The sequence below is a fragment of the Nostoc flagelliforme FACHB-838 genome (assembly GCF_014698065.1).
GTDB lineage: Bacteria > Cyanobacteriota > Cyanobacteriia > Cyanobacteriales > Nostocaceae > Nostoc > Nostoc flagelliforme_B.
Genome location: NZ_JACJSI010000002.1, coordinates 102,314 through 128,915, shown reverse-complemented (window position 1 = coordinate 128,915; position 26,602 = coordinate 102,314). Strand labels below are relative to the sequence as shown.

General features: G+C 41.5%; 27 protein-coding genes and 2 pseudogenes. 15 read left to right on the top strand and 14 right to left on the bottom strand.

Features of this window, described 5'->3' with window-relative positions:
• Nucleotides 1-325: 325 nt before the first annotated feature.
• On the top strand, nt 326-703 hold the full coding sequence (locus tag H6G97_RS01775) for a hypothetical protein (RefSeq protein WP_190939013.1): 378 nt from the start codon (nt 326-328) through the stop codon (nt 701-703).
• 31 nt (nt 704-734) lie between these two features.
• Nucleotides 735-2,729, top strand: coding sequence for a caspase, EACC1-associated type (locus H6G97_RS01770; protein WP_190939012.1), 1,995 nt, complete (start codon nt 735-737; stop codon nt 2,727-2,729).
• Nucleotides 2,730-2,823: 94 nt separating this feature from the next.
• Here H6G97_RS01770 and H6G97_RS52140 read toward each other — a convergent pair.
• The 3 genes and pseudogenes from H6G97_RS52140 to H6G97_RS01755 all read right to left on the bottom strand — a co-directional run.
• Nucleotides 2,824-2,961, bottom strand: a pseudogene (locus H6G97_RS52140) (type II toxin-antitoxin system HicA family toxin); the annotation flags it as partial.
• A gap of 80 nt (nt 2,962-3,041) precedes the next feature.
• Nucleotides 3,042-3,251 (bottom strand): type II toxin-antitoxin system HicB family antitoxin, encoded by a 210-nt coding sequence (locus H6G97_RS01760; protein ID WP_190939011.1) that lies wholly within the window; start codon nt 3,249-3,251, stop codon nt 3,042-3,044.
• Between the two features lie 6 nt (nt 3,252-3,257).
• Nucleotides 3,258-3,398 (bottom strand): annotated as a pseudogene (locus tag H6G97_RS01755) (Uma2 family endonuclease); the annotation flags it as partial.
• Nucleotides 3,399-3,583: 185 nt separating this feature from the next.
• Here H6G97_RS01755 and H6G97_RS01750 point away from each other — a divergent pair.
• The 4 genes from H6G97_RS01750 (at nt 3,584) to H6G97_RS01735 (ending at nt 6,452) form a co-directional block, all read left to right on the top strand.
• Nucleotides 3,584-4,309, top strand: coding sequence for a pyridoxine 5'-phosphate synthase (locus H6G97_RS01750; RefSeq protein WP_190939010.1), 726 nt, complete (start codon nt 3,584-3,586; stop codon nt 4,307-4,309).
• A gap of 101 nt (nt 4,310-4,410) precedes the next feature.
• Entirely contained in the window at nt 4,411-5,130 is a 720-nt protein-coding gene (locus tag H6G97_RS01745) for a SnoaL-like polyketide cyclase (RefSeq protein ID WP_190939009.1), read from the top strand.
• A gap of 65 nt (nt 5,131-5,195) precedes the next feature.
• Nucleotides 5,196-5,525, top strand: coding sequence for an MgPME-cyclase complex family protein (locus H6G97_RS01740; protein WP_190939070.1), 330 nt, complete (start codon nt 5,196-5,198; stop codon nt 5,523-5,525).
• A 240-nt stretch (nt 5,526-5,765) separates the two neighbouring features.
• Entirely contained in the window at nt 5,766-6,452 is a 687-nt protein-coding gene (locus H6G97_RS01735) for a hypothetical protein (protein WP_338421556.1), read from the top strand.
• Nucleotides 6,453-6,509: 57 nt separating this feature from the next.
• Here H6G97_RS01735 and H6G97_RS01730 read toward each other — a convergent pair whose 3' ends face one another.
• The 3 genes from H6G97_RS01730 to folD all read right to left on the bottom strand — a co-directional run bounded on the left by H6G97_RS01730 (nt 6,510) and on the right by folD (nt 9,207).
• Nucleotides 6,510-6,965, bottom strand: a complete 456-nt coding sequence (locus H6G97_RS01730) for a divergent PAP2 family protein (RefSeq protein ID WP_190939008.1) — start codon at nt 6,963-6,965, stop codon at nt 6,510-6,512.
• Nucleotides 6,966-7,226: 261 nt separating this feature from the next.
• Complete coding sequence (gene crtE, locus H6G97_RS01725) at nt 7,227-8,159, bottom strand: geranylgeranyl diphosphate synthase CrtE (protein WP_190939007.1); 933 nt, start codon at nt 8,157-8,159, stop codon at nt 7,227-7,229.
• A gap of 160 nt (nt 8,160-8,319) precedes the next feature.
• The gene (gene folD, locus H6G97_RS01720) at nt 8,320-9,207 is read right to left on the bottom strand and encodes a bifunctional methylenetetrahydrofolate dehydrogenase/methenyltetrahydrofolate cyclohydrolase FolD (protein WP_190939006.1); all 888 of its coding nucleotides are present in this window, start codon (nt 9,205-9,207) and stop codon (nt 8,320-8,322) included.
• 410 nt (nt 9,208-9,617) lie between these two features.
• On the opposite strand from folD, the gene H6G97_RS01715 reads away from it, so the two are divergent.
• The 3 genes from H6G97_RS01715 (at nt 9,618) to H6G97_RS01705 (ending at nt 11,627) form a co-directional block, all read left to right on the top strand.
• Nucleotides 9,618-9,923 (top strand): hypothetical protein, encoded by a 306-nt coding sequence (locus H6G97_RS01715; protein WP_338421555.1) that lies wholly within the window; start codon nt 9,618-9,620, stop codon nt 9,921-9,923.
• A gap of 14 nt (nt 9,924-9,937) precedes the next feature.
• The gene (locus H6G97_RS01710; protein WP_190939004.1) at nt 9,938-10,372 is read left to right on the top strand and encodes an NUDIX hydrolase; all 435 of its coding nucleotides are present in this window, start codon (nt 9,938-9,940) and stop codon (nt 10,370-10,372) included.
• A gap of 151 nt (nt 10,373-10,523) precedes the next feature.
• Complete coding sequence (locus tag H6G97_RS01705; RefSeq protein WP_190939003.1) at nt 10,524-11,627, top strand: AI-2E family transporter; 1,104 nt, start codon at nt 10,524-10,526, stop codon at nt 11,625-11,627.
• A gap of 46 nt (nt 11,628-11,673) precedes the next feature.
• On the opposite strand, the gene H6G97_RS01700 is transcribed toward H6G97_RS01705, so the two are convergent.
• The 5 genes from H6G97_RS01700 to H6G97_RS01680 form a co-directional block, all read right to left on the bottom strand.
• Nucleotides 11,674-12,408: an HAD-IA family hydrolase gene (locus tag H6G97_RS01700; protein ID WP_190939002.1), complete on the bottom strand. Its 735-nt coding sequence runs from the start codon at nt 12,406-12,408 to the stop codon at nt 11,674-11,676.
• A gap of 147 nt (nt 12,409-12,555) precedes the next feature.
• Nucleotides 12,556-13,704 carry a 30S ribosomal protein S1 gene (locus H6G97_RS01695; RefSeq protein ID WP_190939001.1) on the bottom strand — a complete coding sequence of 383 codons (1,149 nt, stop codon included), beginning with the start codon at nt 13,702-13,704 and terminating at the stop codon, nt 12,556-12,558.
• Between the two features lie 291 nt (nt 13,705-13,995).
• Entirely contained in the window at nt 13,996-14,103 is a 108-nt protein-coding gene (locus tag H6G97_RS01690; RefSeq protein ID WP_084227385.1) for a photosystem II reaction center protein T, read from the bottom strand.
• Nucleotides 14,104-14,205: 102 nt separating this feature from the next.
• Nucleotides 14,206-15,735, bottom strand: coding sequence for a photosystem II chlorophyll-binding protein CP47 (gene psbB / locus H6G97_RS01685; protein WP_190939000.1), 1,530 nt, complete (start codon nt 15,733-15,735; stop codon nt 14,206-14,208).
• Nucleotides 15,736-16,221: 486 nt separating this feature from the next.
• Nucleotides 16,222-16,548 carry a hypothetical protein gene (locus H6G97_RS01680; RefSeq protein WP_190938999.1) on the bottom strand — a complete coding sequence of 109 codons (327 nt, stop codon included), beginning with the start codon at nt 16,546-16,548 and terminating at the stop codon, nt 16,222-16,224.
• 578 nt (nt 16,549-17,126) lie between these two features.
• On the opposite strand from H6G97_RS01680, the gene H6G97_RS01675 reads away from it, so the two are divergent.
• Complete coding sequence (locus H6G97_RS01675; protein ID WP_190939068.1) at nt 17,127-18,779, top strand: ABC transporter substrate-binding protein; 1,653 nt, start codon at nt 17,127-17,129, stop codon at nt 18,777-18,779.
• Nucleotides 18,780-19,045: 266 nt separating this feature from the next.
• Nucleotides 19,046-20,071, top strand: a complete 1,026-nt coding sequence (locus H6G97_RS01670) for an ABC transporter permease (protein WP_190938998.1) — start codon at nt 19,046-19,048, stop codon at nt 20,069-20,071.
• 69 nt (nt 20,072-20,140) lie between these two features.
• On the opposite strand, the gene H6G97_RS01665 is transcribed toward H6G97_RS01670, so the two are convergent.
• Entirely contained in the window at nt 20,141-21,742 is a 1,602-nt protein-coding gene (locus H6G97_RS01665) for an alkaline phosphatase D family protein (protein WP_190938997.1), read from the bottom strand.
• A 259-nt stretch (nt 21,743-22,001) separates the two neighbouring features.
• Here H6G97_RS01665 and H6G97_RS01660 point away from each other — a divergent pair, with 259 nt between their 5' ends.
• On the top strand, nt 22,002-22,904 hold the full coding sequence (locus H6G97_RS01660) for an ATP-binding cassette domain-containing protein (protein WP_190938996.1): 903 nt from the start codon (nt 22,002-22,004) through the stop codon (nt 22,902-22,904).
• 2 nt (nt 22,905-22,906) lie between these two features.
• Here H6G97_RS01660 and H6G97_RS01655 read toward each other — a convergent pair whose 3' ends face one another.
• Complete coding sequence (locus tag H6G97_RS01655; RefSeq protein ID WP_190938995.1) at nt 22,907-23,587, bottom strand: tetratricopeptide repeat protein; 681 nt, start codon at nt 23,585-23,587, stop codon at nt 22,907-22,909.
• Nucleotides 23,588-24,412: 825 nt separating this feature from the next.
• On the opposite strand from H6G97_RS01655, the gene H6G97_RS01650 reads away from it, so the two are divergent.
• The 3 genes from H6G97_RS01650 to H6G97_RS01640 all read left to right on the top strand — a co-directional run bounded on the left by H6G97_RS01650 (nt 24,413) and on the right by H6G97_RS01640 (nt 26,167).
• Entirely contained in the window at nt 24,413-24,739 is a 327-nt protein-coding gene (locus H6G97_RS01650; RefSeq protein ID WP_190938994.1) for a YbjQ family protein, read from the top strand.
• Between the two features lie 316 nt (nt 24,740-25,055).
• Nucleotides 25,056-25,688, top strand: a complete 633-nt coding sequence (locus tag H6G97_RS01645) for a hypothetical protein (RefSeq protein WP_190938993.1) — start codon at nt 25,056-25,058, stop codon at nt 25,686-25,688.
• Nucleotides 25,689-25,903: 215 nt separating this feature from the next.
• On the top strand, nt 25,904-26,167 hold the full coding sequence (locus tag H6G97_RS01640; protein ID WP_190938992.1) for a PQ-loop domain-containing transporter: 264 nt from the start codon (nt 25,904-25,906) through the stop codon (nt 26,165-26,167).
• Between the two features lie 123 nt (nt 26,168-26,290).
• Here the strand turns inward: H6G97_RS01640 and H6G97_RS01635 are convergent, their stop codons facing one another.
• Nucleotides 26,291-26,551: a hypothetical protein gene (locus H6G97_RS01635; protein WP_190938991.1), complete on the bottom strand. Its 261-nt coding sequence runs from the start codon at nt 26,549-26,551 to the stop codon at nt 26,291-26,293.
• Between the last annotated feature and the right edge of the window lie 51 nt (nt 26,552-26,602).

Here is a 26,602-nt window from a genome sequence, read left to right as displayed (position 1 = left end):
TGGAAACTAGACGCTATGCGATTGTAGACCATGCCACTAATTAACACTTTTTCTTCACCTTTGTGATATTAGTGGCTTTTTTAATGTTGTAGCAGTCAGTTTTATAAGTGTTTTTAGCAGTTTACGTTGCTATTTTATACTAAAAAATCCGAGTTAGAAAGGAGCGATCGCCCCTGCTTCTACTAAATATTTATTGGTATTTTGTAAAGTTTTGTAAAGTAAATCCAGAGTTTTAGGGAAATTAATCTATCAAATATGGTGTCAACAAGGGAATCACGGAAATACATATTGACTCTTAGCTATTTGAAAACTTAAAAGGATAAAAATGACCGAACAATCTAACATTAAATTCACGATCGCTCTTGGTAATCCAAACTTAGATGCAGAAGAGCAAGAACGTGAAACACGGAATCTGGTGCGAGAAATTAAAGACTTAGATGTGGAAAGTGCTGAACTTGTAGCAGTTACAGAAACACCCAAAGGATCAAAGGCGTTAGGAGGTTTCCTGTTAGGGGTGTTGCAAGCTGAGGTGAGTATGGCCAATTTTAAGAAAGTATTGGGATTTGTGGGCGATCGCTTGGGTAATAAAACCGTTGAATTGGAAGTTGAAGCCAACGGTAAAAAGCTGAAAATTAAAGCCAGCAGCCAGCAAGAATTAGCAGCAGCGCTGGAAGCCGCGCAAAAGTTTGTAGCCGTAGGCTGAGAAGTTTTATAACAAAAGATAGGATAAGGAGATGACAAAGGTAGCTCTCCTAATAGGAGTCAGTGATTACGAGCCTGGTCTTAACCCATTACCAGCCTCAGTCAGAGATATGGAAGCGATCGCTAAAGTTTTGCAGCATCCAGAAATGGGCGCATTTGCTGAAGCAGATATCCAAAAACTGGAGAATCCCGATCCTCAAAAAATGCAGGAAGCGATCGAGACTTTGTTTAGCGATCGCCGCAAAGAAGACCTCATATTGCTTTACTTTTCAGGTCACGGTATTAAAGATGAAAGTGGCAAACTTTACTTAGCAACTCGCCTCACTCGCAAAAATTCTCAGGGGCGGCTCGTCAAGGCGACAGCAGTTCCAGCTAATTTTATTCATAACATTATGAGTGATAGCCGCAGTAAGCGACAAGTCGTAATTCTCGACTGTTGTTTTAGTGGCGCATTTGCAGAAGGCTTATCAGCTAAAGATGACGGTTCTGTAGATATTCATACTCAATTGGGAGGTGAAGGGCGAGTTATTCTCACCTCTTCTACTTCTACACAATATTCTTTCCAACAAGAGGGAGACAATCTCTCAATTTATACTCGTTATGTCGTCGAAGGTATTGAAACAGGAGCAGCAGATCAAGATAATGATGGTGTGATTTCCATAGATGAGCTGCATGAGTACGCCAAAAAGAAAGTTAGAGAAGCGGCTCCCGCCATGCAACCAGAAATCTATGCAGTTAAGGAAGGTTTCAAAATTCGTCTTGCTAAAGCACCTATTGGCGATCCTAAATTGAGATATCGCAAAGAAGTTGAGCTTTTTGCCAGTCGTGGTGTAATTTCTGCTATTGGACGCAATACCTTAGACTTGAAAAGGCAAAGTTTAGGATTGTTACCAGAAGAAGCAACCATTATTGAAACTGAGGTTCTCAAACCCTACGAAGAATACCAAAAAAGATTGCGGCGATACGAGCAAGTATTAATTGCGGAGATTAAAAAGAAATATCCTCTGAGTGACGAAACTCGTAACGAGTTGAAATCTTTTCAAGAAGCTTTAGGACTGAGAAATCAAGATTTAGAGCCAATTTTAGTCCGTGTTGCGCCCAAAGAAGTTAAAAAATTTGTGTCTAATCAAAGTTATATTCGCAATTCCAAGTGGGCGATCGCAACTATTGTTACAGGGATTCTTCTCTTTGCTGGTTTTGCTTCATGGAAATGGAGTATTGGTTATCAAGAAACTCAGCCTTTGCTGACAACTTTAAATTCTCAAGACGATGGAAGTCAAACAACAATAAAGCCAGAATCAACTCAAACTAAGACAACTGAACCCAAGCCAACCCAAACTAAGACAACTGAACCCAAACCAACCCAAACTAAGACAACTGAACCCAAACCAACCCAAACTAAGACAACCGAACCCAAGCCAACCCAAACTGAGACAACTGAACCCAAACCAACCCAAACTGAGACAACCGAACCCAAACCACCCACACCAGTTATTCAGCAACAAGACTGCTTACCTTATAACCCAACTAACCTTCAGATTGTGAATGAAGGTGTTAGTGGTTGGTTGTTAACCGATGGTCGCTCTCGAATGCTGATCTTGGATAATGAAGCAGATGCAAAGAACGCTCTAGCACTAGCTCAACGACATACAGCACACTGCTTTTTAGGTCGTAACAACACTCGCCCCAATCGTCGCAGCTACATAGTGAATTATTGGACAGGAAATTCAGGTATTAATACTACAATCCAGCAACCAGACTGCTTATCCTATAATCCAGCTAATCTCAAGATTGTAAATGAAGGAGATAGTGGTTGGTTGTTGACTGATGGTCGCTCTCGAATGGCGATTTTGGATAATGAAGCAGATGCAAAAGATACTTTAGTACTCGGTCAACAAAACACAGCACAATGCTTTATCGGTCGAAACAACACTCGCTCTAATCGTCGCAGCTACATAGTGAATTATTGGCAAAAAAAAGGTAAGATTTTAAGAAATATCAGAAATTTTGTGCTAATTAAACTTTAATTTTGCAGCTTTACTTAATAGCGATGCCTACGGCGGTAAACTACGCACTAACTAATTCTGATATTTCAAAATAGCGATCGCACCAGTTTTTAATTTATAACAACTCGATAAACTCATCAACACTTAACCCAACCTGTCTAATAATTGCCCGTAAAGTTACTTTGTCTAATTCTTGATGATTTGGAACTACTATTTCAGCAAATGGTTCATCTCGACGTAAAATAATGTGGCTTCCACGTTGTCGTCAAAGATAAAAACTAGCCTTCCCTAAAGCTTTAATACATCTTTGACCAGAAATTATTGGCAACTTGCTCATACATCGACTAAAACTGTTTCCAAGTTATCTTCTGGAATAGGACGACCTTCTTCTTTTAATACTTCAATATATAATTCAGTAGCTTTCTTAATATTGCCAATAGCTCCTTTTTTCGTTTTTCCTTGGCTGATACAAGCAGGTAAGCTAGGGCATTCAGCTACCCAATAACCATCTTCTCCTGGATAGATAATAACTTGTCTTTTCATCTATTAACGCAATGACCGAATCAACACATTCATGGCAATACGGTGGCGATTTGATTCTAAGGGTTCACTATCATCAAAAATTAAATCTGTAGGAGGCATGGGGGGTTCCCAGTCCACAATGGCTGCTGGATTTGTCTCAGTAGTCATGAGCGATCGCCTTTCTCAGAAAGCCTTAGATTTTTATCATAAATTATTCTTCACAACAAGAAAAATCAAGAGTGCTGAGTAAAACTATTTTACGTGTGTAATCTGTCTTTAGCTTCTCCAGCAAAACTCCCGGTATTTCCGGTAAAATCAAGTTCTGAGGACTGTGGATTTGGGAGAAATTTGGGGTGGCTACACTTGGCGTTAACATTGACCACATCGCCACTATCCGGCAAGCACGGCGGACGGTGGAACCAGACCCCGTAGCTGCGGCGGTGCTGGCAGAATTAGGCGGTGCAGATGGAATTACAGTGCATCTGCGCGAAGATCGGCGGCATATCCAGGACAGGGATGTGCAGATATTGCGGCAAACAGTGCGATCGCACCTTAATTTAGAAATGGCCGCTACAGACGAAATGCTAGCGATCGCTCTTGATATCAAACCAGATTACGTGACCTTAGTCCCCGAAAAGCGCCAAGAAGTCACAACAGAAGGCGGATTAGATATTGTCGGGCAAATTGCTAGAATAAGTGAGATAGTCGATAAATTGCAAAGCGCTAATATTCCAGTTAGTTTATTTATCGACGCAGAAGCCGCACAAATCGAAGCATCTGTCAAGGTGCAAGCGCAGTTTATTGAATTGCACACCGGACAATACGCTGAGGCTAAGGATGAAGCAAATCGCCAGCGAGAATTAGCCATATTAGCTAAAGGGTGTGAACAAGCGATTCAAGCTGGATTACGAGTCAACGCTGGTCATGGACTCACCTACTGGAACGTCTATCCGGTGGCTGTGCTTCCAGGCATGGAAGAACTGAATATTGGTCATACCATCATCAGCCGGGCAGCATTAGTAGGTATAGAAAGGGCAGTCCGAGAGATGAAACAAGCTATAAGAGGGAATGGGGCATAGGGTATTGGTTTTTCCCTCATCTGCCCCAGTTCCCAATCCCCCACAGAGGGTTGTCACTGCGAAATCTAGAAATTGGGATCAAATCTTCAGCAAAAACTTCTATGAGCGCAACACAATCTAACAACCTGCCGCTTTGGGTACAGGATCGAGATCGAGTGATAGCTGAAAGCACTGATGTCGAGTGGCGTTATCAGACACCGCCTGATTATTCCCGTTCCAAAGAGAACCTCGCTAAAGAAAGTATCTACAATCACCTTGAAGGTACACTAGAAGCGATCGTGCAAAACTTAGTGCGAACCTTCGAGATGGAGGTATCCTTCAAAGCTAACCCTCAACAGTGGTTATCTATTGTTAATGAAAACTTTCGGGTGAGTACCAATGGCGGAGTAGAGTATACCGCAGCAGATTTATCAGCCCAAGGTACTTACAATTTATTTATGGCTGATTCAGAACATTACAAGGCTTCAGAAGAAAGCTTTGAATCATCCGCAAAAGTCTTCCACACAACATTTCCTCAAGGATTTCCTTGGGAAGTACTGGAAGTTTTCTCAGGCCCACCAAATGTCACATTCAAATGGCGGCATTGGGGACATTTTAACGGACAATATAAAGGCCATGCACCTACTGGAGAGACAGTAGAAATTATCGGCATGAGCATTGCAAAAGTTACCGATGACTTGAAAGTTATTTCCTTAGAACACTACTTTGACAATAATCTGTTTTTGGAAAAGCTAACATCTGGTGGCAAACAAACCAATGCTGAAAACCAAAAAAGTGCTTGTCCGTTCAGTTCTTGGTTCAAGAAATCCCACAAAATTTAGCTTGTAAGGGTACAGAGTGCAGGACTGTGCCCTTAAATTATTCACATAGCAACCAAAGGATGAAAATGCAAACATACTATTACGTTTTGGCTAGTAAACGTTTTCTTCTCGAAGAAGAACCGATACACGAAGTTATTAAAGAACGTACCCGTCATTACCACGAACAAGAAAAACAAATAGATTTTTGGTTGGTTGAACAACCAGCTTTCTTGGAAACACCGCAGTTTAAAGAGCTAAAGGAAAAATGTCCTCAACCAGCAGTGGCGATTATTTCTACTAATCCTCAATTTATTACTTGGTTAAAACTGCGTTTAGAGTACGTCATTACAGGAGAATTCCAGGCTCCTTCTGAAGCAATACCAGATGCTTTGGCATCGTTAGCTACCGTATCTTAGGGATGGGGCATGGGGCATTGGGCATTGGGATTAGGTTAGAGGTGACAGGTTATAGGGAATAATCTGTACCCTCTAACCTGTAACCTATTCCCTTCTCTATTCCCCACTTTCTAATTTTATTTTTGAGTAGCAAAATATATTTTTTGACACTCTTTTTATTGCCATACTGAACTAACTAGGTTTTTATCTTTTTTCTTATAAAATCTTCTAAGACACCTTGATTTACATAATCTAACTTTTGTGCATAGATTTCCGACTTTACCAAGTGTTTTAGGATTAGCGATGGCAGGGTTGATTGGTGGCATAAGCTCTGTCTTTGCCCAACAAGCCATTCCCTCTTGTCAACCACCAAATGCGGGTGAGTATCTTTTATTAGTAGTCAGCCCCACAACAAATAATCAAAAGCAGTTGCGTAGTGCCTTACCACCTGAACTTAAAACCATCACCTGCAAATATCTCAACGAAACTGTGACGCGAGTAGGGGGCTTTAACAAAATCGACGATGCTAATCGTTGGGCGAGATATGTCAGCAATATTGTTGGCTTGTCTGCCATAATTACCACTCGACCAACAACACCAGATGTACAGCCACAACCACAGCGGCAGGCACAGCCACAGCCACAACCACAGCGGCAGGCACAGCCACCTCAGCCAACAGTCAGCTATAATCCTCAAGCTTTAGGAGAGGGTTATGCAGTGCTGGTAGATTATTACAACCGTCCAGAACTAGTAAATAGTGTGCAGCAAGCAGTAGGAGGTAACGTCGGTTTTGTTTCTTATGGACAACGCCCTTACTTGCTGGCAGTTTATACAACTAACCAAAGTGAAGCATACAATACATTGCAAAAGCTAAACAATGGCGGTTTCATTGCCAGCATAGTAGATAGTCGTAAGGTGATTTTGCTGCGCTCAAGTGTGCGGTTGTAGTCATTAGTCATTAGTCATTGGTCATTAGTTAATAAACTCTGGGCTGTAGACTATTGACTAATAAGCAGACCTAGCTAACCAATAGATGGTTATGCCCAAAGCCGACCCAGCGATTACCTGAACTGGTGTATGTCCGAGTAATTCTTTCAGACGGTCTTGGCTAAAGTCTGGTTTTTCATGAAATAATTCATCAATCATTTGATTGAGGATACGAGCTTGCTTACCGGCCGCTTGGCGAACTCCGGCTGCATCATACATGACGATGATGGCAAAAACGATCGCAACGGCAAAATCAGGAGATGCCCAACCCAGTGTTTGCCCTACACCTGCGGCTAGAGCTGTAACCAGAGCCGAATGGGCACTGGGCATACCTCCGGTTGTCACCAAAACACGCACATTCAGTTTGCGATTTTTGACGATCTCGACTACGAGCTTTAATGCTTGAGCAATTAAACAAGCTACCAGAGCAACCAGCAGCACCCGGTTGTCTAAAATGTTGCCTATGTCCTGCATGGTATTTTGGTTAGGTTAGTAAATATTAGCAGCAGTTGTTGGTTGAGGAAACATTTAGATTCAACCTAAAATTCAAAATTAACTTAGTACATCACGGTGGAAACAGACCCATTATTCAAAATCATCCAAAAACTTACTTGATCAGCTTTTCGAGTTTTGAATTCTGCTAGCAGGTGTAGTACAGCATGGCATCAATAAACCACCCATTCAAAACCAATTAAACGCTTACGCTATAGAAATTACGAATTCCCTAAAGCATTACTAGTTCTTGCGGCTGGTAATAAAATGAGCGATCGCTTGGAGTTGTTTGGCTTTGTCTCCAAATGGTTCTAATTCTACACAAGCTGCTTTAACTAGCTCTTGGGCTTTTGAGCGCGATTCTTCAAGCCCCCAAAGGCTAGGATAGGTCACTTTCTGCGCCTTTTGGTCTTTGCCAGCAGTTTTACCTAATTGCTCTTGGGTAGAAGTGACATCTAAAATATCATCGATAATTTGGAATGCTAGCCCAATATTTTGAGCATAACGGGTCAGTCGTTGCACATCTTCAGGTGATGCCCCAGCTATGATCCCGCCACAAACTACGCAAGCTTCCAAAAGAGCGGCTGTTTTGTGTTTATGAATGAAATTTAGGGTTTCTAGGGAAATATCTGGTTTACCTTCTGACTCTAAATCGACAACTTGACCGCCGACCAAGCCACCTGCCCCCAGCGCCCGACCAAGACGGGCAATTACCTGCAAGACTAGCTCTCTAGGAACGTTTTGGGGGGTTTCAATGGCAACAAACTCAAAAGCGAGAGCTAATAAGCCATCGCCAGCTAAAATCGCCACATCTTCGCCATAGACTTTATGATTCGTCAGCTTTCCACGACGGTAATCGTCATTATCCATCGCTGGGAGGTCGTCATGAATCAACGACATTGTATGGATCATCTCCACCGCACAAGCCGTTGGCATGGCCATCTCAATAGTTCCACCCATCATTTCACAGGTAGCAAGGCAAAGAATAGGACGTACACGCTTGCCTCCAGCTAATAACGAGTAGCGCATCGCCTCATAAATCTTTTCTGGATAAATGATCGGGATAGCCTGATCCAAGGCAGTATCACAAAGCTTTTGTCGCTCTTTTAGATAGGCTGCTAAGTTAAACGTGGCTTCCTCTGGTGGTGTCTTTTGAACGTTATCAGTTGCTACCATGCTTTAAATCCTAACATTTTGCGATTTTCGTCTCATACGTCACAATTTTAAGGTGCTGTGGCGCTGAAAAAATGAAGAGTTAGGAGTTAAAAGTTAGGAATTAGGAGTTAGGAGTTAGGAATTAATAACTCTTAACTTTTAACTCATCACTTTTAACTCATCACTCTCTTTGTTCTCTTGCTGCCCTAGAATAGCTAGCAAATGTATTTTGCAATAGTATGGCGACAGTCATAGGACCAACACCACCAGGAACGGGGGTGATAAATCCTGCTACAGCAGCAGTTGATTCAAAATTGACATCGCCAATTAAGCGACTGTTGCCACTAGCATCGGTGACGCGATTCATTCCCACATCTACCACAACAGCGCCCGGTTTCACCATATCAGCAGAGATCAGTCCGGGACGGCCTACTGCTGCAATTAGAATATCAGCATTTTGGGTGATGGTTTTAAGATCATGCGATCGCGAGTGAGCGATCGTAACTGTGGCATCAGCTTCTAGTAGCATCAACGCCATCGGTTTACCTACCAAAATACTGCGTCCCACGACTACTGCCTGTTTTCCCTGTAAAGAAATCTTATATTCTTGCAAAAGCCGCATCACACCAGCCGGGGTGCAGCTACGTAAACCTGTTTCTCCCCGTACTAATCGCCCCAAGTTCACTGGGTGCAGTCCATCAGCATCTTTATCGGGATCAATTTGATGTAGCAGAGTTACAGCATCTAAGTGGTTAGGTAAGGGCAACTGCACAAGAATACCATCCACCCTTTCATCGTGGTTGAGTGCAGCAATTACCTCTTCTAACTCGCCAAGGGTTGTTTGGGCGGGAAAATGTTTGCCAAAAGAAGCAATACCAACTTTAGCACAAGCTTTTTCTTTATTGCGTACATAAGCTGCTGACGCTGGGTTATCACCAACCATCAACACTGCTAAACCAGGGGGTCGTCCAATTTTTGGTTGTATTTGTGTAATGGCAACAGAAAGTTCTTGCTGAATTTTTGCAGCTAAAGCTTTACCATCAAGGAGTTTGGCAGTTTTTGTTTCCATGAAAATTCCCAGCTATATTCGTCTTTTCTCGAAAGTCCAAAGTAAAAATATTGATTCTTAAATATTGACTTTCGACTATTATTGTGTTGCTGTTTGATGTCGTAGCGTTTCTCTCACAGTAAATCCATAATGTTTATTTTCTCAGATCAACGTCATCATCTGATGAATAAAGAATTGGGGAGTGGTGAGTAAAGGAGGGAATAGGTTACAGGGTACAGAGTACAACAGATTATTCCCTATAAGCTGTCACCTCTCCCCTAACCCCAATACCCAATGCCCAAAATAAATAGGTGACTTTCATGCGACAAACGAAAAAATTGTACCTTTCGTTCTTGTATAGGCACAGTATTATTCCTTACCGCCTAGGGTTAGCTTTTTTCCTGGTAGGGGGGCTTTGTAGTTGTGGTAACTTGACATCGCCTAACTTAAGTAAAAATGGCTTACAAATTGGTACAAATGTCACCCCGATTGGAAAAATTAAACCAAAACAAGACAATCAGGCTATAGTTTACATCCAAGGTCAGGTAGAAAAGCAAGCTCCCATGATCAAACAGTGGGCTTATGAAATAAGTGATTCAACTGGCAAAATTTGGGTTGTCACCAATCAAAAGAATCTGGGTGAGGGTTCACAAGTGGTAATTAAGGGTAAAGTTCGCTACCGAAGTATTCCCTTAGCTGGCAAAGAATTGGGGGAAGTCTATTTAGAAGAAGAGTAATCAGCAATAAAGATATGAACAATGAACAGGTGCATGTAGCGATCGCAATTCTCTACCAAAAAAACAACTTTCTCATGCAACTGCGCGACAACATCCCCGGTATTCTCTACCCTGGTTACTGGGCGCTGTTTGGCGGTCACATCGAACCTGGGGAAACACCGGATATCGCGGTAAAACGAGAAATTTTAGAAGAAATCGGCTATAGTCTACCGTCCTTTGTTGAATTTGGCTGTTATCGTGACGAAAGAGTTGTACGTCATGTCTTTCATGCACCACTCTTGGTGGAATTAAATCAACTGGTTCTAAATGAGGGCTGGGATATGGGGTTATTCACCCTAGAAAATATTCGCCAAGGTAACTGTTATTCACAAAACGCTGGCGAAATTCGACCCTTGGGGGCAATGCATCAGAAAATTATGTTGGATTTTATTGAGAAAAATCCAACATAATTTGGGGATTACTCATTTGTCATTAGTCATTTGTCATTTGTCATTAGACATTGATTATTAATTCTTCTTCTCCTACTCCCTCATCCCCACACTTCCCACATCCCAAGAAGCCAAAATAAAGTTAGAACAAACTCTTATGGGGTTATCACTAATGCAATCAACAAACAAACTACCGCGATGGTTAACTATAGGATTGGCATTTCCCATTGCCATTCTCAACGGCTGGCTACTGATCCAGGTTGTACAATATTTTCAACCTTTAGTTAGCATTATTGCCGCCGCTATATTGCTGGCTTTTGTATTGAACTATCCAATCCAGTTTCTTCAAGAACAAGGGGTAAAACGCAACCTCGCGATCGGGGGAGTGTTGCTTTTGACTGCGGTGGTTTTAGGAGCTTTAGGCATCACGTTGGTTCCCTTGATTATCCAACAGCTTGTTGAACTGGCTAATATTTTGCCCAGTTGGATAGATTCTGGCACTCAGCAGCTGCAAACTTTTCAAGATTGGGCCTTAAGTCAACAACAACTTCCCATTAATTTAAGTGGTTTATTTACCCAACTTCTAGAACGATTATCTAACCAACTTCAGTCCTTTACTGGTAGAATTCTTGGTTTTGCTGTCGATACAATTGGTATTGTCCTCAATGTTCTACTGGCGGTAGTGCTAACTATCTACCTAACATTGAACGGCGAACGTCTTTGGGACGGAATTTTTCAGTGGTTTCCCAATAACATTGGGCCAAAAATGCGGGAATTACTGCGGGAGGATTTCCACAATTACTTCATTGGTCAAGCAACATTGGGGGCTGTGTTAGGTGTGACAATTACACTGGTGTTTTTGGCACTGCAAGTTCCCCTAGCTTTACTTTTTGGTATTGGTATTGGCTTGTTTTCACTTTTTCCCTTTGGTACAGGAGTAGGTATCGCCATAGTAAGTTTGTTGGTCGCGCTACAAAATTTTTGGCTAGGGGTGGAAGTTTTAGGTGTAGCTGTTGCCATCGACCAAGTTAATTCTAATATTGTTGCACCGCGAATTCTCGGCAATTTGACCGGCTTAAATCCTGTATGGGTTGTTATTTCTTTACTGCTGGGGGCAAAGTTAGGAGGAGTGCTGGGTTTGTTAATTGCGATCCCTATTGCCAGTTTTATCAAGGATATAACAGATAGCTGGCGGGCTGGAGAATTTAATAAGATAAATGATATCAAGTCAGAACCTGTTGCGGTAACAAGTGAGAGAGTAGGAACTTATAGCTAAGATTTAATCATTCCGATTAGCTAAAAATACTGGTAAGCGCTATAAATTAATCCTCCAAAATCTGGATTTCATCAAGTTGATTAATCACCACATCCGCACCTCGAACATTATCTGGCTTACCCACCCAAGTGATACCAATACAACCTGCGGCTTTAGCATTACGTGCCATTTGCATATCACCCACTGCATCTCCCACCATCAATGTAGCGCCTGGTTCAACTCCCAAGGCTTGGCAAGCTTGCAAAAATAGCACTGGATCTGGTTTACCTGGCCCCTCATCCACTCCCATTTCTAATTGGATATAATCATTTAATTGGTGATTGGCGACAAAATTACGTACTTTTTCAGTTGTTGCAGCGGAGAGGATGCCAAGTTTTAATCCACCTTTCCGTAGGTATTTCAATAAGTCTAGGCTACCCATAAACAATGGTGAAGGGGTTTGTCCAATGTATTTTTCCGCTTCATCCAAAGCTTGACGGGCTATTTTTAAGCACTCAAACCATCCTTTCCCACTTTCAGCAATATATGCCGCAGCCGCAACTTCAGTTTCCCGACGGCTTGCTACTGATATTAAACCCGCGGGATCTAAAAGATTAGCATTGATGCCAAATGCCATCAATAAAGGTTCTCCTGTTCCAGGAATTTGAGCATCTATTAATCTTGCTGCTTTTTGTGCTAGCGATCGCAAATACGTTTCTGAATCTTCCAGAGTACCATTTTTGTCAAACAAAATTGCCTGGATATTATCAAAAGTCATGTTTCTACATTTAATAGTTACCACAATATTTCACCCCACTTATTATTCCTAACTCTTAAATCCTAACTCTCCACTTTTAACGATTCTGCACATAAAAAAAGAGGGGAAAACCCTCTTTATACAATCATTTAATACTCTTACTTAAAAATAAGTAAAACTATAAAAAATCTATTATTCTTCAACAGCTACTGGAATTTCCTCTTCAGTTTCCGTAGCTGCGGGAATTTCTTCAAGTTCTGCTGCTACGGGAATTTCTTCTTCAGTTTCTGTAGCTGCGGGAATTTCTTCAAGTTCCGCTGCTGGTGAAATCTCTTCATTAAGTTCCGCTGCTGGCGGAATTTCTTCGTCAAGTTCCACTGCTGGTGGAATCTCTTCTTCTGAAACTTCTAGAGATGCAGCTGTTGCAGCAGTAGCACCTTGCTGCTTGGCTAGTAGCTGTTCACGATATTTAGCAGCCATTTCTTCCGCCTTATCGTAGACCAAATCCCGGTTTTTAATCATGTCGCCGGGTTCAGGTTCTAGCTGCTTGGTAGATAGGGAAATCCGACCCCTTTCTGCATCCAAGTCAATGATCATAACTTTCACTTCATCATTGACATTGAACACACTATGAGGTGTATCAATATGCTCGTGAGAAATCTCAGAAATATGCAGTAGACCACTTACGCCACCAATGTCGATGAAAGCACCGTAGGGCTTGATACCACGAACTGTACCAATCACTACTTCGCCGACTTCTAGGCGGTTCATCTTGCGCTCAACTAGCGCCCGACGGTGAGATAAAACTAAGCGGTTGCGTTCTTCATCCACCTCTAGGAATTTCAATGGCAAATCTTCGCCTACCAATTCTTCTTTGGGTTTGCGGGTGCTGATATGAGAACCTGGGATAAAGCCACGTAATCCCTCAATTCGTACTAATGCTCCGCCGCGATTGGTTGCAAATACGCCAGAACGTACTGTAGCATCTTCTGCTTGCAGTTGTCGCACGCGCTCCCAAGCCCGCATATATTCAATGCGGCGAATGGAAAGAGTTAATTGACCATCTTCATTTTCATCGGTGAGGATGAAAAATTCCCGCGTTTCATTTGACTGTAAGACTTCTTCCGGGCTATCCACCCGGTTAATAGACATTTCTTGTATAGGAATATATGCTGCGGTTTTAGCACCAATGTCAATCAGAGCGCCGCGCGGCTCTATACTGAAAACTGTTCCTGGCACAACATCGCCAGGGCTAAAATGATAATCGTATTTGTCAAGTAGAGCAGCGAAATCTTCGTGAGTAAATCCAATTTCTGTAGCGGTTAAATTCTGATTGACCATGCTGATTTGTTCCTGGTTCTAGTCTCCGTAAAGGTTGTGCGGTAAGCGTTATCCCTTATGTAAGCGCTTTTATAGCAGCTTACACTTAATATCCTTTTCATCCTAGCGCAGAAAAGCTAGTATTAACACATATCTACTCCCAAGATTGGAAATTATATCACAATCTAAAGATGATTGGTTGTTTACTTAGTAATTAAAACCAACAAAGGGTAAACACGATAATATCCGTTGCTACTAAGGGTGTGGCAACGGATATTAAATTAAATCCGCTTAAGGGTCTGGGAATAGGATCTACTTATCTTTTGGTTTCTCAAAACGAGGGGGTTCACGAAATGCGATCGCAAAAAAGAGAGTACCTATACACAGAGTAAAAATCAAGATGTACGCAACGCTTTCCATATTACGATTTCCTCTTTATCCAGCTAGTAATGAGGGATTAGGTACTGGTTATTAGGGATTGGAAAAAGTTTTTCCCATCCCCAGTCCCCAGTTCCTTTTCCTTTAAAGGGCTTCCTTCCGGCGGGTTGACTTGTCACCCACTTTTTGGAATAGACCCCACTCAACTTGTTCTTCTAGATCCGCATCAACACCAGCAAATACGTCTCGGTAAATTGTCCGAGAACCATGCCAGAGATGACCAAAGAAGAACAGCAGAGCAAATACGGCGTGTCCAAAGGTAAACCAACCTCTAGGACTGGTGCGGAATACACCATCAGAGTTCAAGGTTTCTCGGTCAAATTCAAAGATTTCACCGCCTTGAGCTTTACGGGCATACTTCTTCACATCAGCTGGTTCTGTAAAGGTCTTACCATTGAGATCACCACCGTAGAAACTAACGGTGACACCAGATTGCTCGAAGCTATACTTAGATTCTGCCCGACGGAAAGGAATGTCAGCGCGGACAATTCCATCTGCATCGGTCAAGATCACTGGGAAGGTTTCAAAGAAGTTGGGGAGACGACGCACGGTCAATTCCCGTCCTTCAGAATCTTTGAATACGGCGTGACCTTGCCAAGACTGGGCAATACCATCACCTTTCACCATTGGCCCTGTACGGAATAGACCGCCTTTAGCGGGGCTATTGCCGACGTAATCATAGAATGCCAGTTTTTCGGGAATTTGCGACCAAGCTTGCTCAAGGGTTGCACCTTCAGCAACGCTTGTTTGGACGCGGCGCTGAATTTCTTGACTGAAGTAGCCTTGATCCCATTGGTAACGGGTAGGGCCAAACAATTCGATGGGAGTGGCGGCGTTACCGTACCACATAGTACCAGCAACGACGAAAGCAGCAAAGAAGACTGCTGCAATACTGCTAGAGAGTACTGTTTCAATGTTCCCCATCCGCAGGGCTTTATAGAGCCGTTCGGGGGGTCTAACTGTCAGGTGGAATAAGCCTGCAATAATACCAACAACACCAGCGGCTATGTGGTGAGCCGCAATGCCACCAGGGTTATATGGGTTAAAACCATCTGGGCCCCATTCTGGTGCTACTGCCTGGACGGTACCGGTGATTCCATAAGGGTCAGAAACCCATACCCCCGGCCCAAATAGCCCGGTGAGGTGAAAAGCACCAAATCCAAAACAAAGTAGACCTGATAAGAACAGGTGAATGCCAAACATTTTTGGCAAGTCTAAGGCAGGTTCACCAGTGCGGGGATCTCTAAAAAGTTCCAAATCCCAGTAAACCCAGTGCCATACGGCAGCTAAGAACAGCAAACCGGAAAGAACAATGTGAGCGGCAGCAACACCTTCAAATGACCAAAATCCAGGATCAGTTGCTGGGCCACCAGTAACGTTCCAACCGCCCCAAGATTGGGTAACGCCCAAACGTGACATGAACGGCAGGACGAACATTCCTTGACGCCACATCGGGTTGAGAACTGGATCGCTAGGGTCAAAAACAGCTAGTTCGTAGAGTGCCATCGAACCAGCCCAGCCTGCTACTAAGGCTGTGTGCATCAGGTGTACAGAAATCAGCCGCCCTGGATCATTCAGAACGACTGTATGTACTCGGTACCAGGGTAGTCCCATCGACTACGCTCCTCCTCGATGAGTTAGTTTACAAAGCAATTTTCTTACTGAGATCCTGAGAGACGAAAACCGCCGCTCAGAAAACTCTCTCTTGTTTTTTGTTATTGCCAAAGCCAAAGTTGTACCACAGCTTAGTCTTAGATAAATTCAGACAGCGTTGGTGCTTTGTCAATGCTTACTCGCTTCGGGAGGTTTACCTTGTAGGGTAGCCATCGCCAAGCAAAAATGAGAATGTTTTAAAAAGTGTAACTATTGATGGAATTGTTTGCAAGCGTGTAAATTGATGCGATCGCGTAGCATATCTAAGTTTTTTTGCTACCAATCCCCTTCACAGATTAAATTTGCTTATCTTTTCTTTACGAGGGTACTGGGGACTGAGGATTGGGTACTAAGGATTGGGGAGGAGGAGGAAGCGGAGAGGAAAATAATAATTATAAATAATTATATTGTTATGTTACTTAGCCTACTCCTACTCCCTCCTACTATCTACTGAACTACCAACTGGATATTTTGCAGTTGACACTTTGTCTCAGCCGTACCCAGGCGTTCGATTACCTGTTCAGCGCTCATTAGACGCTTGAGTACTACTTGACCGATGGTCTGACTGGCAATTACTGGTGTTGTTGGCTTTACTTCCACGGTTAAAACGGCTTCTTCAACTCGATAAAGCCATAGCAATTCGTTTTGTTCGACTAAACAAATATTCATTCGCTGAATATCTGGTTGGCGTCGCCATGCAGTTATTTGCCAGAGTCCATCAGATGCCCAGACTCTCGCAACTGCCCATCCCTCAGATAGAAAGAAATACTTCACGGTCTTAGTCTCACTAGTTAGACTTTCAATCTGCTGTTAACGATATCGCGATCGCTTTAGTCGCTGATGTATAAATGCTCTTCTTTTTGACAATCCAGCCAAGTTTTACGATAAATCGCTCTCATCGATATCTGTACCCAAGCAGCAATAGGCAAAGTCTTAATGTATATTACTTGGGCTAAGGCCAAAGCTAAGACCTATTAACTATGAATTTACGACAAATTTAGTCCATGTTGAAAATCTTAATTAAATAAAATTTTTCAGTACTAAACAATAGGTAATGGAAAACGAACCACAGAGGACGCAGAGGAGACGGAGGAATGAGAGTTTGGGAGGGTTTTTGCGTTTGTCCCATTTGTGCAAGAGTTTTCTTGGAGAGATGCGAAATTTCTTTTTCACCAGATGTCTAAATTAAATGTAGGATAAATTTTCTTTTATTTATCTGGACAAACTTTGTTTTTTATACATATATACTTTCTCAGGAGAACTGAGAACCAGCATAATTATGAAGATTCAGCATAAGTGTCACAAATGTAGTAAAATTGCTGACCTCTGACATCAAAAATAATATTATTGCCATGACCTGGTTTTCCTTGTCCGTGAAACGGTGGGGTCGGATTAGACAATTCCTATCTTTGTTCTGTCTATGTTTATTTTTAGTTGTTAGTTGCGCTCCTCGTCCGCAGTCAACTACGCCGCCATCCGGTTCTGTAAATAGCCCTACAGGTGATGGTCGTATTACTATCGGTACGACAGCAAAGCCCAGAACCCTTGATCCGGCTGATGCTTATGAGTTAGCATCCTTGGGTTTGGTGTTTAATATGAGCGATCGCCTCTACAACTACGAATCAGGAAGCACCGAAATTAAGCCCCAGCTAGCGACGGCATTACCCAAAGTCAGTCAAGATGGCTTAACTTATACCATCCCCTTACGTCAGGGAGTAGTTTTTCACGATGGGACTCCCTTCAATTCCCAAGCAATGGCATTTACCATCAACCGCTTTATTCAAAATAAAGGAAAACCCTCATTCTTACTGGCTGATGTAGTAGATTCTGTAAAACCTACAGGCGAGTATGAGTTAACCATCAAGCTGAAAAAACCCTTTGCAGCGTTTCCCTCACTGCTGGCATTTCCTGGGGTGTGTGCAGTTTCACCAAAAGCTTACGAACTCGGTGCTGGTAAATTTAAGCCGAATACTTTTGTGGGGACTGGCCCTTACAAATTAGGACAATATGGTACTGATTCCATCCGATTTGATGTGTTTGATAAATACTGGGGAGAAAAACCCGCTAATAAGGGTGTTAACCTCCAAATTCAAACTAGTCCGGTTAATTTGTTTAATGCTTTCCGTACAGGCGCAATTGATGTAGCTTATTTATCGCTACAGCCAGATCAAAATCGGAGCTTGGAAGAAGGTGGTAAAAAAGGTGATTGGCAAGCGATCGCTGCTGAAGGTAGCGTAGTAAGTTATCTGGTATTAAACCGGAATCAAAAGCCTTTAGATAGATTAGAGGTCAGACAAGCGATCGCCTCAATAATTGACCGTCCCCTGTTAAATGAGCGGGCGTTACTTGGTCAAGCAGATCCGCTTTATAGCATGATTCCAACGACGTTTAAAGTTTCTGTGCCATTATTTAAAGAAAAATATGGTGATGCTAACTTTGATCAAGCTAAAAAATTGTTAGCTACTGCTGGTTTTTCTAAAGAGAATCCGGCAAAAGTACAAATTTGGTATCCTTCTAGTTCACCTACTCGTAGTTTGGCAGCACAGACGCTCAAATCCCTTGTGGATGTCAAAATGGATGGAATACTACAATTTGAAGTCACCCAAGCGGAAGGGCCAGCCTTTTTTAAAGATATTTCCAAAGGTTTATATCCAGGAGCTTTACTTGATTGGTATCCAGATTTTTTAGACCCAGATAATTATGTCCAGCCGTTTTTAACTTGTGATAAAGGTTCAGTTGCTAAAGGATGCGAAGATGGAGCCAGTCAAACTCAGGGTTCGTTTTACTATAGCGAAGCCATGAATAAACTGATTGATCAGCAACGCAAAGAACTAAACCCCGAAGCGCGTCAGAAAATTTTTGCAGAAATTCAAACGCAAGTAACTACTGATGTTCCTTACGTTCCCTTATGGCAAAGCAAAGATTATGTGTTTGCCCGAAATGGTGTTGGCAGTGTACAACTTAACCCTACCCAAATTCTGGTTTACCAGACACTTAAAAAGTAGTTAAAAAGTCAAGGGGACAATAAATTACTCTTTAACCTCTTACTTTTGTGTTCTCTGCGCCTAATAAGGTTAATTTAATTACTTTTGAACCGCAGAGACACAGAGAACACAGAGAGAATAAAGAGATTTTAATAGTCACCTGGAAAGGGGTATAGTCTAGATTTTTACTTTTTACTTTTGGGTTTTAAGTAAATATGTTTCGTATCCAGTTACTAGACAAGATGCTTTCAAAAACTGCATTTTTAATTTTTAATTTTTAATTACTTATGTCTCGTTCTAAAGCTTTACAATATTACATTGTTTCTCGGTTGCTTCTTGCGCCACTTCAGCTATTAACTATCATCACCATTGTATTTCTCTTACTAAGAGCAACACCAGGAGATCCGGCAGATGCAATTCTCGGTGGACGTGCGCCAGAAGCTGCTAAAGAAGAATTGCGAAAACAACTTGGTCTAAACCTTCCCCTGTGGCTACAGTACCTCAATTATTTGGGAAGCATACTGCGTTTTGACTTGGGAACCTCTTTAATGAGTCGCGGACAGAATGTTTGGGACATAATTGGGCAATATTTCCCGGCAACGGTGGAGTTAGCAGTATGTAGCATGGCCGTTGCTCTCATCGTCGGCATCGCCGTTGGGACTCTTTCGGCTTCCCGCCCTGGGACATATTTTGATGTCGGTGGGCGCTTATTTGGGATCATCACCTACGCACTTCCTATGTTTTGGGCGGGAATGCTTTTGCAGTTGATTTTCTCAGTGCAACTGGGTTGGTTTCCTAATTCCAACCGCTTTCCGCCCAATCTGCCGGCTCCTACTCTTGTAACTGGATTGTATACAATTGATAGCCTACTCGGTGGAAACTTCACCCAGTTTTTCACATCTTTGCACCATCTTGCCCTACCAAGTCTCACTTTGGGAATCTTGCTTAGTGGGATTTTTGAGCGAATTGTGCGAGTGAATTTAAAGCAAACCCTGCAAGCAGATTATGTAGAAGCCGCGAGAGCTAGAGGTGTTGGTGAAAATAAGATTTTAGCCTCCCATGCTTTAAAAAATGCCCTAATTCCAGTAATTACAGTGTTGGGATTAACTTTTGCGTCTCTGTTGGGTGGGGCGATTTTGACAGAGGTGACATTTTCTTGGCCTGGGTTAGCGAATCGACTGTATCAAGCGATCGCTGATCGCGATTATCCCACAGTCCAAGGAGTGCTAGTATTTTTTGGTGCGATCGTTGTCAGTGCCAGCATTTTGATTGATATTTTAAATGCTTATGTAGATCCGCGAATTCGGTATTAGCAAAAAGTTATTAGGCACTTCCAGTAGTAGGGGCGTACAGCTGTGCGCCCCTATTTTTACTGTCTAGATTTATGCTTCTGGCGGTAAATCTAAACTGTAGATAATTTCGCCTGCCAAGTTACGCAATGTTACACTCATCACCTTTGTATGAGCATTAATTTTAACTCCTCCAAAGAATTGCAAACCTTCACTTGGGGGTCGATTTGCTTTTGTACCTGGGGGAAGGCTTTGAAATACTAATTGTGGCCCAAAGGTATTTTCTAATTGATTTGGCCCAAATGTACCTGAGTTAAGAGGCCCGGCGACAAACTCCCAAAAAGGCTTGAAGTCGGTAAACTGCGCTTTGGCGGGGTCGTAATAATGGGCTGCTGCATAATGCACATCAGCCGTTAACCAAACAACATTTTGGATATTTTTGTTTTTGATAAATCGTAATAAATCGGCAAGTTCTAGTTCTCTTCCTAAAGCCGGGCCATCTCCATTCGCCCAAGCTTCAAAATCGGTGCTACCGTCTCGAACTATCAACCCCAAAGGCATATCACTAGCAATCACTTTCCATGTTGCTTTTGATGACAACAATTGTCTTTTCAACCATTGCAATTGTTTTCTACTCAAAAAATCTGTTTCTTTACTTGGTACTGGTTGATTATTGGGGGTATTTGGCCCCCGGTAGGTGCGCTCATCAAGCATGAAAATGTCTAATAATGGCCCATGCTTAAAGGTGCGATAAATTTTCGCTTTGTCTGGATTATTGTTTGGATATCCAATAGGTAAATATTCTAAAAATGCTTGTCTTGCTCTTTCGGCTAGCAAGTTAACATCTTTGACTGTATAACGATCATCGCTTAAAAGAAATTCACCAGGATACCAATTATTAGTGGTTTCATGGTCGTCCCACTGTGCCAAAATGGGAACTTCAGCGTTGAAACGCTTGATGTTTTCATCCAGCAAATTGTATATGTAGTTGCCACGAAATTCTGTGAGAGTTTCTGCTACTTTTGATTTTTCTGGTGTGGTAATGTTTTTCCAAATAGTGCCGTCGTCTAGGCTGACTTCTGGTTGAATGGGGCCATCAGCATAAATATTATCGCCAGAATGAATAAAGAAATCGGGATTAAGTTGGCGCATAGTTTCGTAAATTTTCATTCCACCAAAATCAGGATTAATACCCCATCCTTGACCGGCGGTATCGCCACCCCAAACAAAGAATATATCTCGTCCAGATTTGGGGGGAGTTCGGAAACTACCATGAGAAGCGGCGCTGTAAGTGCCTTGATAATCTAAATCTTGAAAAATCACCCGATAAAATAATTTTTGGTCTGGTGGTAGATTCTCCAAATAAAGCCGTGCTGTAAAGTCGCTATTTTTTAAAGCATTAGGTCCCACAACTCGCTGCACATTACGAAAAGATTCACTGGTAGAATATTCTACGATCATTTTTGCCGGGCGATCGCTCTTACTCCAAATGACAATGCTATCGTTAGATATATCTCCACTAGCTACACCATAAGGTATAGCAGGACGCATTTTTTCAGAAGTGATAATTGCAGGTGCTTGGGCAAAAACTTGTGATTTGGATATAAAATTTGTGGAAATAATTCCACCTGCTGTGATAGTTGAACGTAGCAAAAACTGGCGACGGTTTAGCTTCGATGGGTTATCAGATTCCATACTAAATAATAGCAAGCTTCAACTAAAGTATTACAGGATAAATTTTTACCATACCCTGTAATGACAATAAGTAAAGGTTGAGTTATCTAAGGGTTAATAAAATGTATTTAATTTTTTGTAACCATAATGTTAGTGTTGATTAGTAACCAGTGCAAGTAAATTTCTCCATGACCGAAACAGGAAAGGATACAGAGTAACTAAATTTATTTATGAGTTTGTTAGTTTTTAATTTTTAATTTTTAATTCGGAGCGAAGCGACGTGACTGCTGCTGTCTTTCTAGAAAAGGTCTACAAGTTTTATAACAATGTACCTGTAGTTAATGACCTGTCATTCAACATTGAAGCGGGGGAAATATTTGCTCTACTTGGCCCAAACGGTGCGGGTAAATCAACCACAATTCGGATGCTAACTACACTCACGAAACCATCTCAAGGACGGATAGAGGTAGGTGGATATGATGTGATGCGCCAACGAACGTTGGCAAAACAGAGTATTGGTGTAGTCTTGCAGCAAGTCAGTGTGGATAACGATTTAACCGTCTGGGAAAATATGGAACTGCACGGGAGACTACATCACATTAGCAACCCGCAGCGACAAAGACTGATTAATCAATGGCTAGAGTATGTTGAGCTATCAGAAAAACGTGATGATTTGGTAAAAACCCTGTCTGGGGGTATGAAACGACGGTTGCAGATTGCGAGAGCTTTATTGCATCAACCGCAAATTTTGTTTTTGGATGAACCAACGGTAGGACTAGACCCCCAAACCAGGCGACGTCTCTGGGAAATTATTCGAGATTTGAATAAACAAGGGATGACGATGCTACTGACAACCCATTATATGGATGAGGTCGAATTTTTGTGCGATGCCTTTGGCTCTACCAAGCCGGGACGCATTGGTATTATGGATAGCGGAAAGCTGATTTCTTTGGGAACTTTACAACAGCTGCGTTCTGCTCACGGTGAAGGTTTGGTGATGAAACAATTAGGTGTGTCTGATGTGGGAAGTGACGGCGCTCGTAGTTGGGAATATCTGTTTTTCCCATCTTTGGAAGCAGCAAATACCTACTTGAATGAACAGCCCGATAAAACCGGAATGATGGTGCGTCCCTCTAATCTGGAAGATATTTTTGTGGAATTAACGGGACGCCAGTTAGATTAATTTCATCCTCCTAACTGTCGCAGCATGGCTTCTACCCTTTCTACGCCATCTGAGTCATTGCGCCGCTTGTACAAATCACGGGCTTTCTGAAGCAAGCTGTTCGCTTGTTTGGCTTGTCGTCGCTGTTTATACATCGAACCCATCAACTCATAAGTCTGGGCGTTGTTCTTATCCAAGTCAATTGCTTGTTGGTATGCCCAGGTAGCAGCAGTATAGTCTCCCATACGCGATTGCGTTACAGCCAATCCTAAATAGGCATTAACGTTGTTACGGTTCAGCTGTATGGCACGACGGTAGCCTTCCTTTGCCCCACGTGTGTCGCCCAAATTCGCTTTGATGTAACCCACGGCGTAATAAAAATCACTGTTGTTAGGGTTAATAGCGATCGCCCGACGATAAGCTGTTAATGCTGCCTGGTAATTTCCCTGTTGTGCGTATAAGTAGCCAATACCTGAATGGATTTTAGCATTCTTCGGATCTAGCCTACCTGCTTGCTGATAAACTGCGATCGCACCACCATAATCGCCCGTATCTACTAACCTCCGACCTTCCTCTAGCAATTGCTTTAACTGAGGGTTTTTGGCTTGCGCCACTAATACCTCAGCTTGAGCCACTGAAGGTATGGTGAAGGCAAAACATCCTAGTAACACCACACTAAACACGAATGATGTTGGCTTGTACACAGTAAATTTCCTGAAATTTTAGAGAACTTTTTTTCTTGTACATTAAAACAAAAATATGGACTTTTGAAAACTGTATTTATTCGTATTAATTAAGATGTGAATAGTTCATCTACCTTTCTTTTACAATCAACACGGCATTACAGAGTTTTTACTGAATAATGAAGTATCAGCTATCAAGGCTCAGATGAAATTAACCGATATATCAATTAGTACAACCCCAAAATTACACTTTTTAATCAGTAGTTATACGTACTACTCAGAAAACTTCAACATACATTTGACTTCACCCTAAGAGGATGTTTTAAAAGTCCCCTTATTGGTATCAAAAGTTCAGATCCCCCTAAATCTCCCTTAAAAAGGGGGACTTTGATTCCTGTCCCCCCCTTTTTAAGGGGGGTTAGGGGGGATCTAGAAGTACTTAAAAGCACAGCCAAACACTTTTAAAACAACCTCTAAACGTTGACAGACCAAGCATATAGAGTTTGGCATTCATTCCTATTTTTTATTTAATTTAATAGTTTGCTGACTATGTATCCAATTGTTTTCACATTTTTAGTCTTTGACATTACCTTTTGAGAAATCATCATCTCGGCGTTCATACTCTTTTTTGGTCATTACACGGTAAGATAAATTTAATTAGTAAAATGTTCCTTTAGGTCACGGCTTCTGTTGAGGATAATAATAAAGCTTAAAGCATAATCTAAAATTGTGTTATATGATATTTATCAAAACTGCATTTTGTAAGAAAAGTTACAAATTTTCAAGTATTTTGATAAAAATTTAAATAATAAATATCAATCTATATCCTATCTAAGAGGTTAATTTATGATTATAACTACCACTGATGTAATTCAAGGAGCAGTCATTGAGTCATATTTAGGTATTGTGACAGCAGAAGTAGTCTACGGCAGCAACTTCTTGCGGGATTTTTTGGCTGGTATTCGAGATATTATCGGTGGACGCACTGGTAGCTATGAGCGTCTATTTGAGCAAGGTCAACGCAAGGCGTTAGAAGAATTAGAGCAACGGGCACAACGTTTAGGAGCAAATGCTGTAATCGGGATTGAAATTGATACTGGCACAATCAATGTTGACCAGTCAGGAGTTCTTTTGCTGATTACTGCCACAGGCACTGCTGTGAGAATGCGTTAATTTTGACTATCTTTATAAAGTTGTGTCTTAAGTCTAATTGCTTAGGTAATTAAATTTGGTTTATTAGAATTAGTTGTGTTTTTATTTAAAAATTTTAATATTGAATTTTTTTTTATAAATAATTCTTCATAGATTAATAAATACTAAATTTTATTAAAACTTTTTAAAGAAATCTACTTTTTCTCACTAAAGATATACCTATTAACTCTTTCTATTGATAGATATAAAAACAAATGATTTAGTTATTTAATCTTAAGCATAAACATGAATATACCTGAGATAAACTTTGCTGAAACAGCACTGGAGAAGATAAGCTATGTCATACGTAAATCGCACAGGGAATGACGTTATTCCTACTGACCCTGTGGTATCAGGTCGAGTAAGTGAATATCATGATCTTGTTCGCTGGGGGCCGATTATTTCTGGTTTGTTGGTTGCTTTAGCTACTCAATTAATTTTGAGCGCTATAATTGGTGCTTTTGCGGCAGGCGCGGTTGAAAGTTCAGGTGCACCAAGAACAATTGCGCCTAACGCTGCGGGTAATGCGGGGCTTTGGTCAACTATCGCTTTACTAATTTCTCTGTTTACTGGTGGTTGGGTGGCAGCCCGTGCTTGTGGGCCGATGAACCGCAATACAGCTCTTCTTAACGGCGCAATTCTTTGGGCAACGACTTTAGCAGTTAGCTCATGGCTGTTAGCAAGTGGAGTATCTGGTGCTTTTGGTGTTGCTGCTTCTAACGCTGGGGAAGTCATAAACCAGGTACAGCAGCAGGGTGGTGTTAATGTACCACAAGCAAACGTCAGTGCCCAACAAGCTCGTGATGCGGCAGCTAATTTACGTTCGGGATTATGGTGGTTTGTGTTTGGTTCTTTGTTAGGTTTAATAGCCTCAATGATTGGAGCCGCAACTGGAGCTCGTAGTCCTCGGGCTAACAATTACAATGCTTAAATAATTGTTTGACAAATTAAATCTAATCAATTTCTAAAGCACTTTTCAAAAGGTGCTTTCTGTTTTTTAATAAATACTGCGTCAGTTCCTCCATGCAAAGGTATATTCTTAATCCTTTTGGAGCGACTTTCTAAATATCCTTTTAGTTGCTTCAAACAACTATTATAATCCCAGGTTAAATGTTTTTAGTGGTTGAGTAGAACTGAATAAAAAATATGAGAGAAATAGTTACTTTTTTATTCGGCCTAGGTTTTGTATTTAACGCTAGTTTATTTGTCCCCCAAGCTATCAGAATCGTCAAAACTAAAAGTGCTCAAAATATCTCTTTAATAACTTTTGCTGGCTTTAATATTATTCAATTTAACAGTGTTCTTTATGGTTATTATTACAAAGATAAAATCTTGATGTATGGTAGTTTAATTAGCTTTATTGCCTGTGGAACAGTAACATTATTGGCAATATATTACAGAAAAGCATAATCTATTAACTAGTTAAAGCCAAAATACTCCTATAAGATTCCTATTTATTTTATTTTTAAAATAATAGGGTAAGCTTTGCCCACCCTATATTTATTGAAAAAATTTTCCTACCATATCTTTAAATCACCACTTTAGATATGCAGCTTCAATGCCCTGTTCACGTCGGATTTTGCCATCTTTTTCAAACCAAGCAATTACTTGCTGTGCTGTCAAATCTTCAATAGCAACACTGTATTCTTGAGCGATATGTTTCAAAACCTTCAGTGATGAAATTGTCAATCTTGTTAAAAACTTTTCTGGGGAAGACAACAAAGCCGCGTCTACTTTTGCTGACTCTTCCAGGGTTAAAAATTGGGTTGATGGTTGCTGTGGTGGTACATCCATAAATGAAATGCTATCTCAAATTTAGTTAATTATTAGGTATTAGGTATGGAG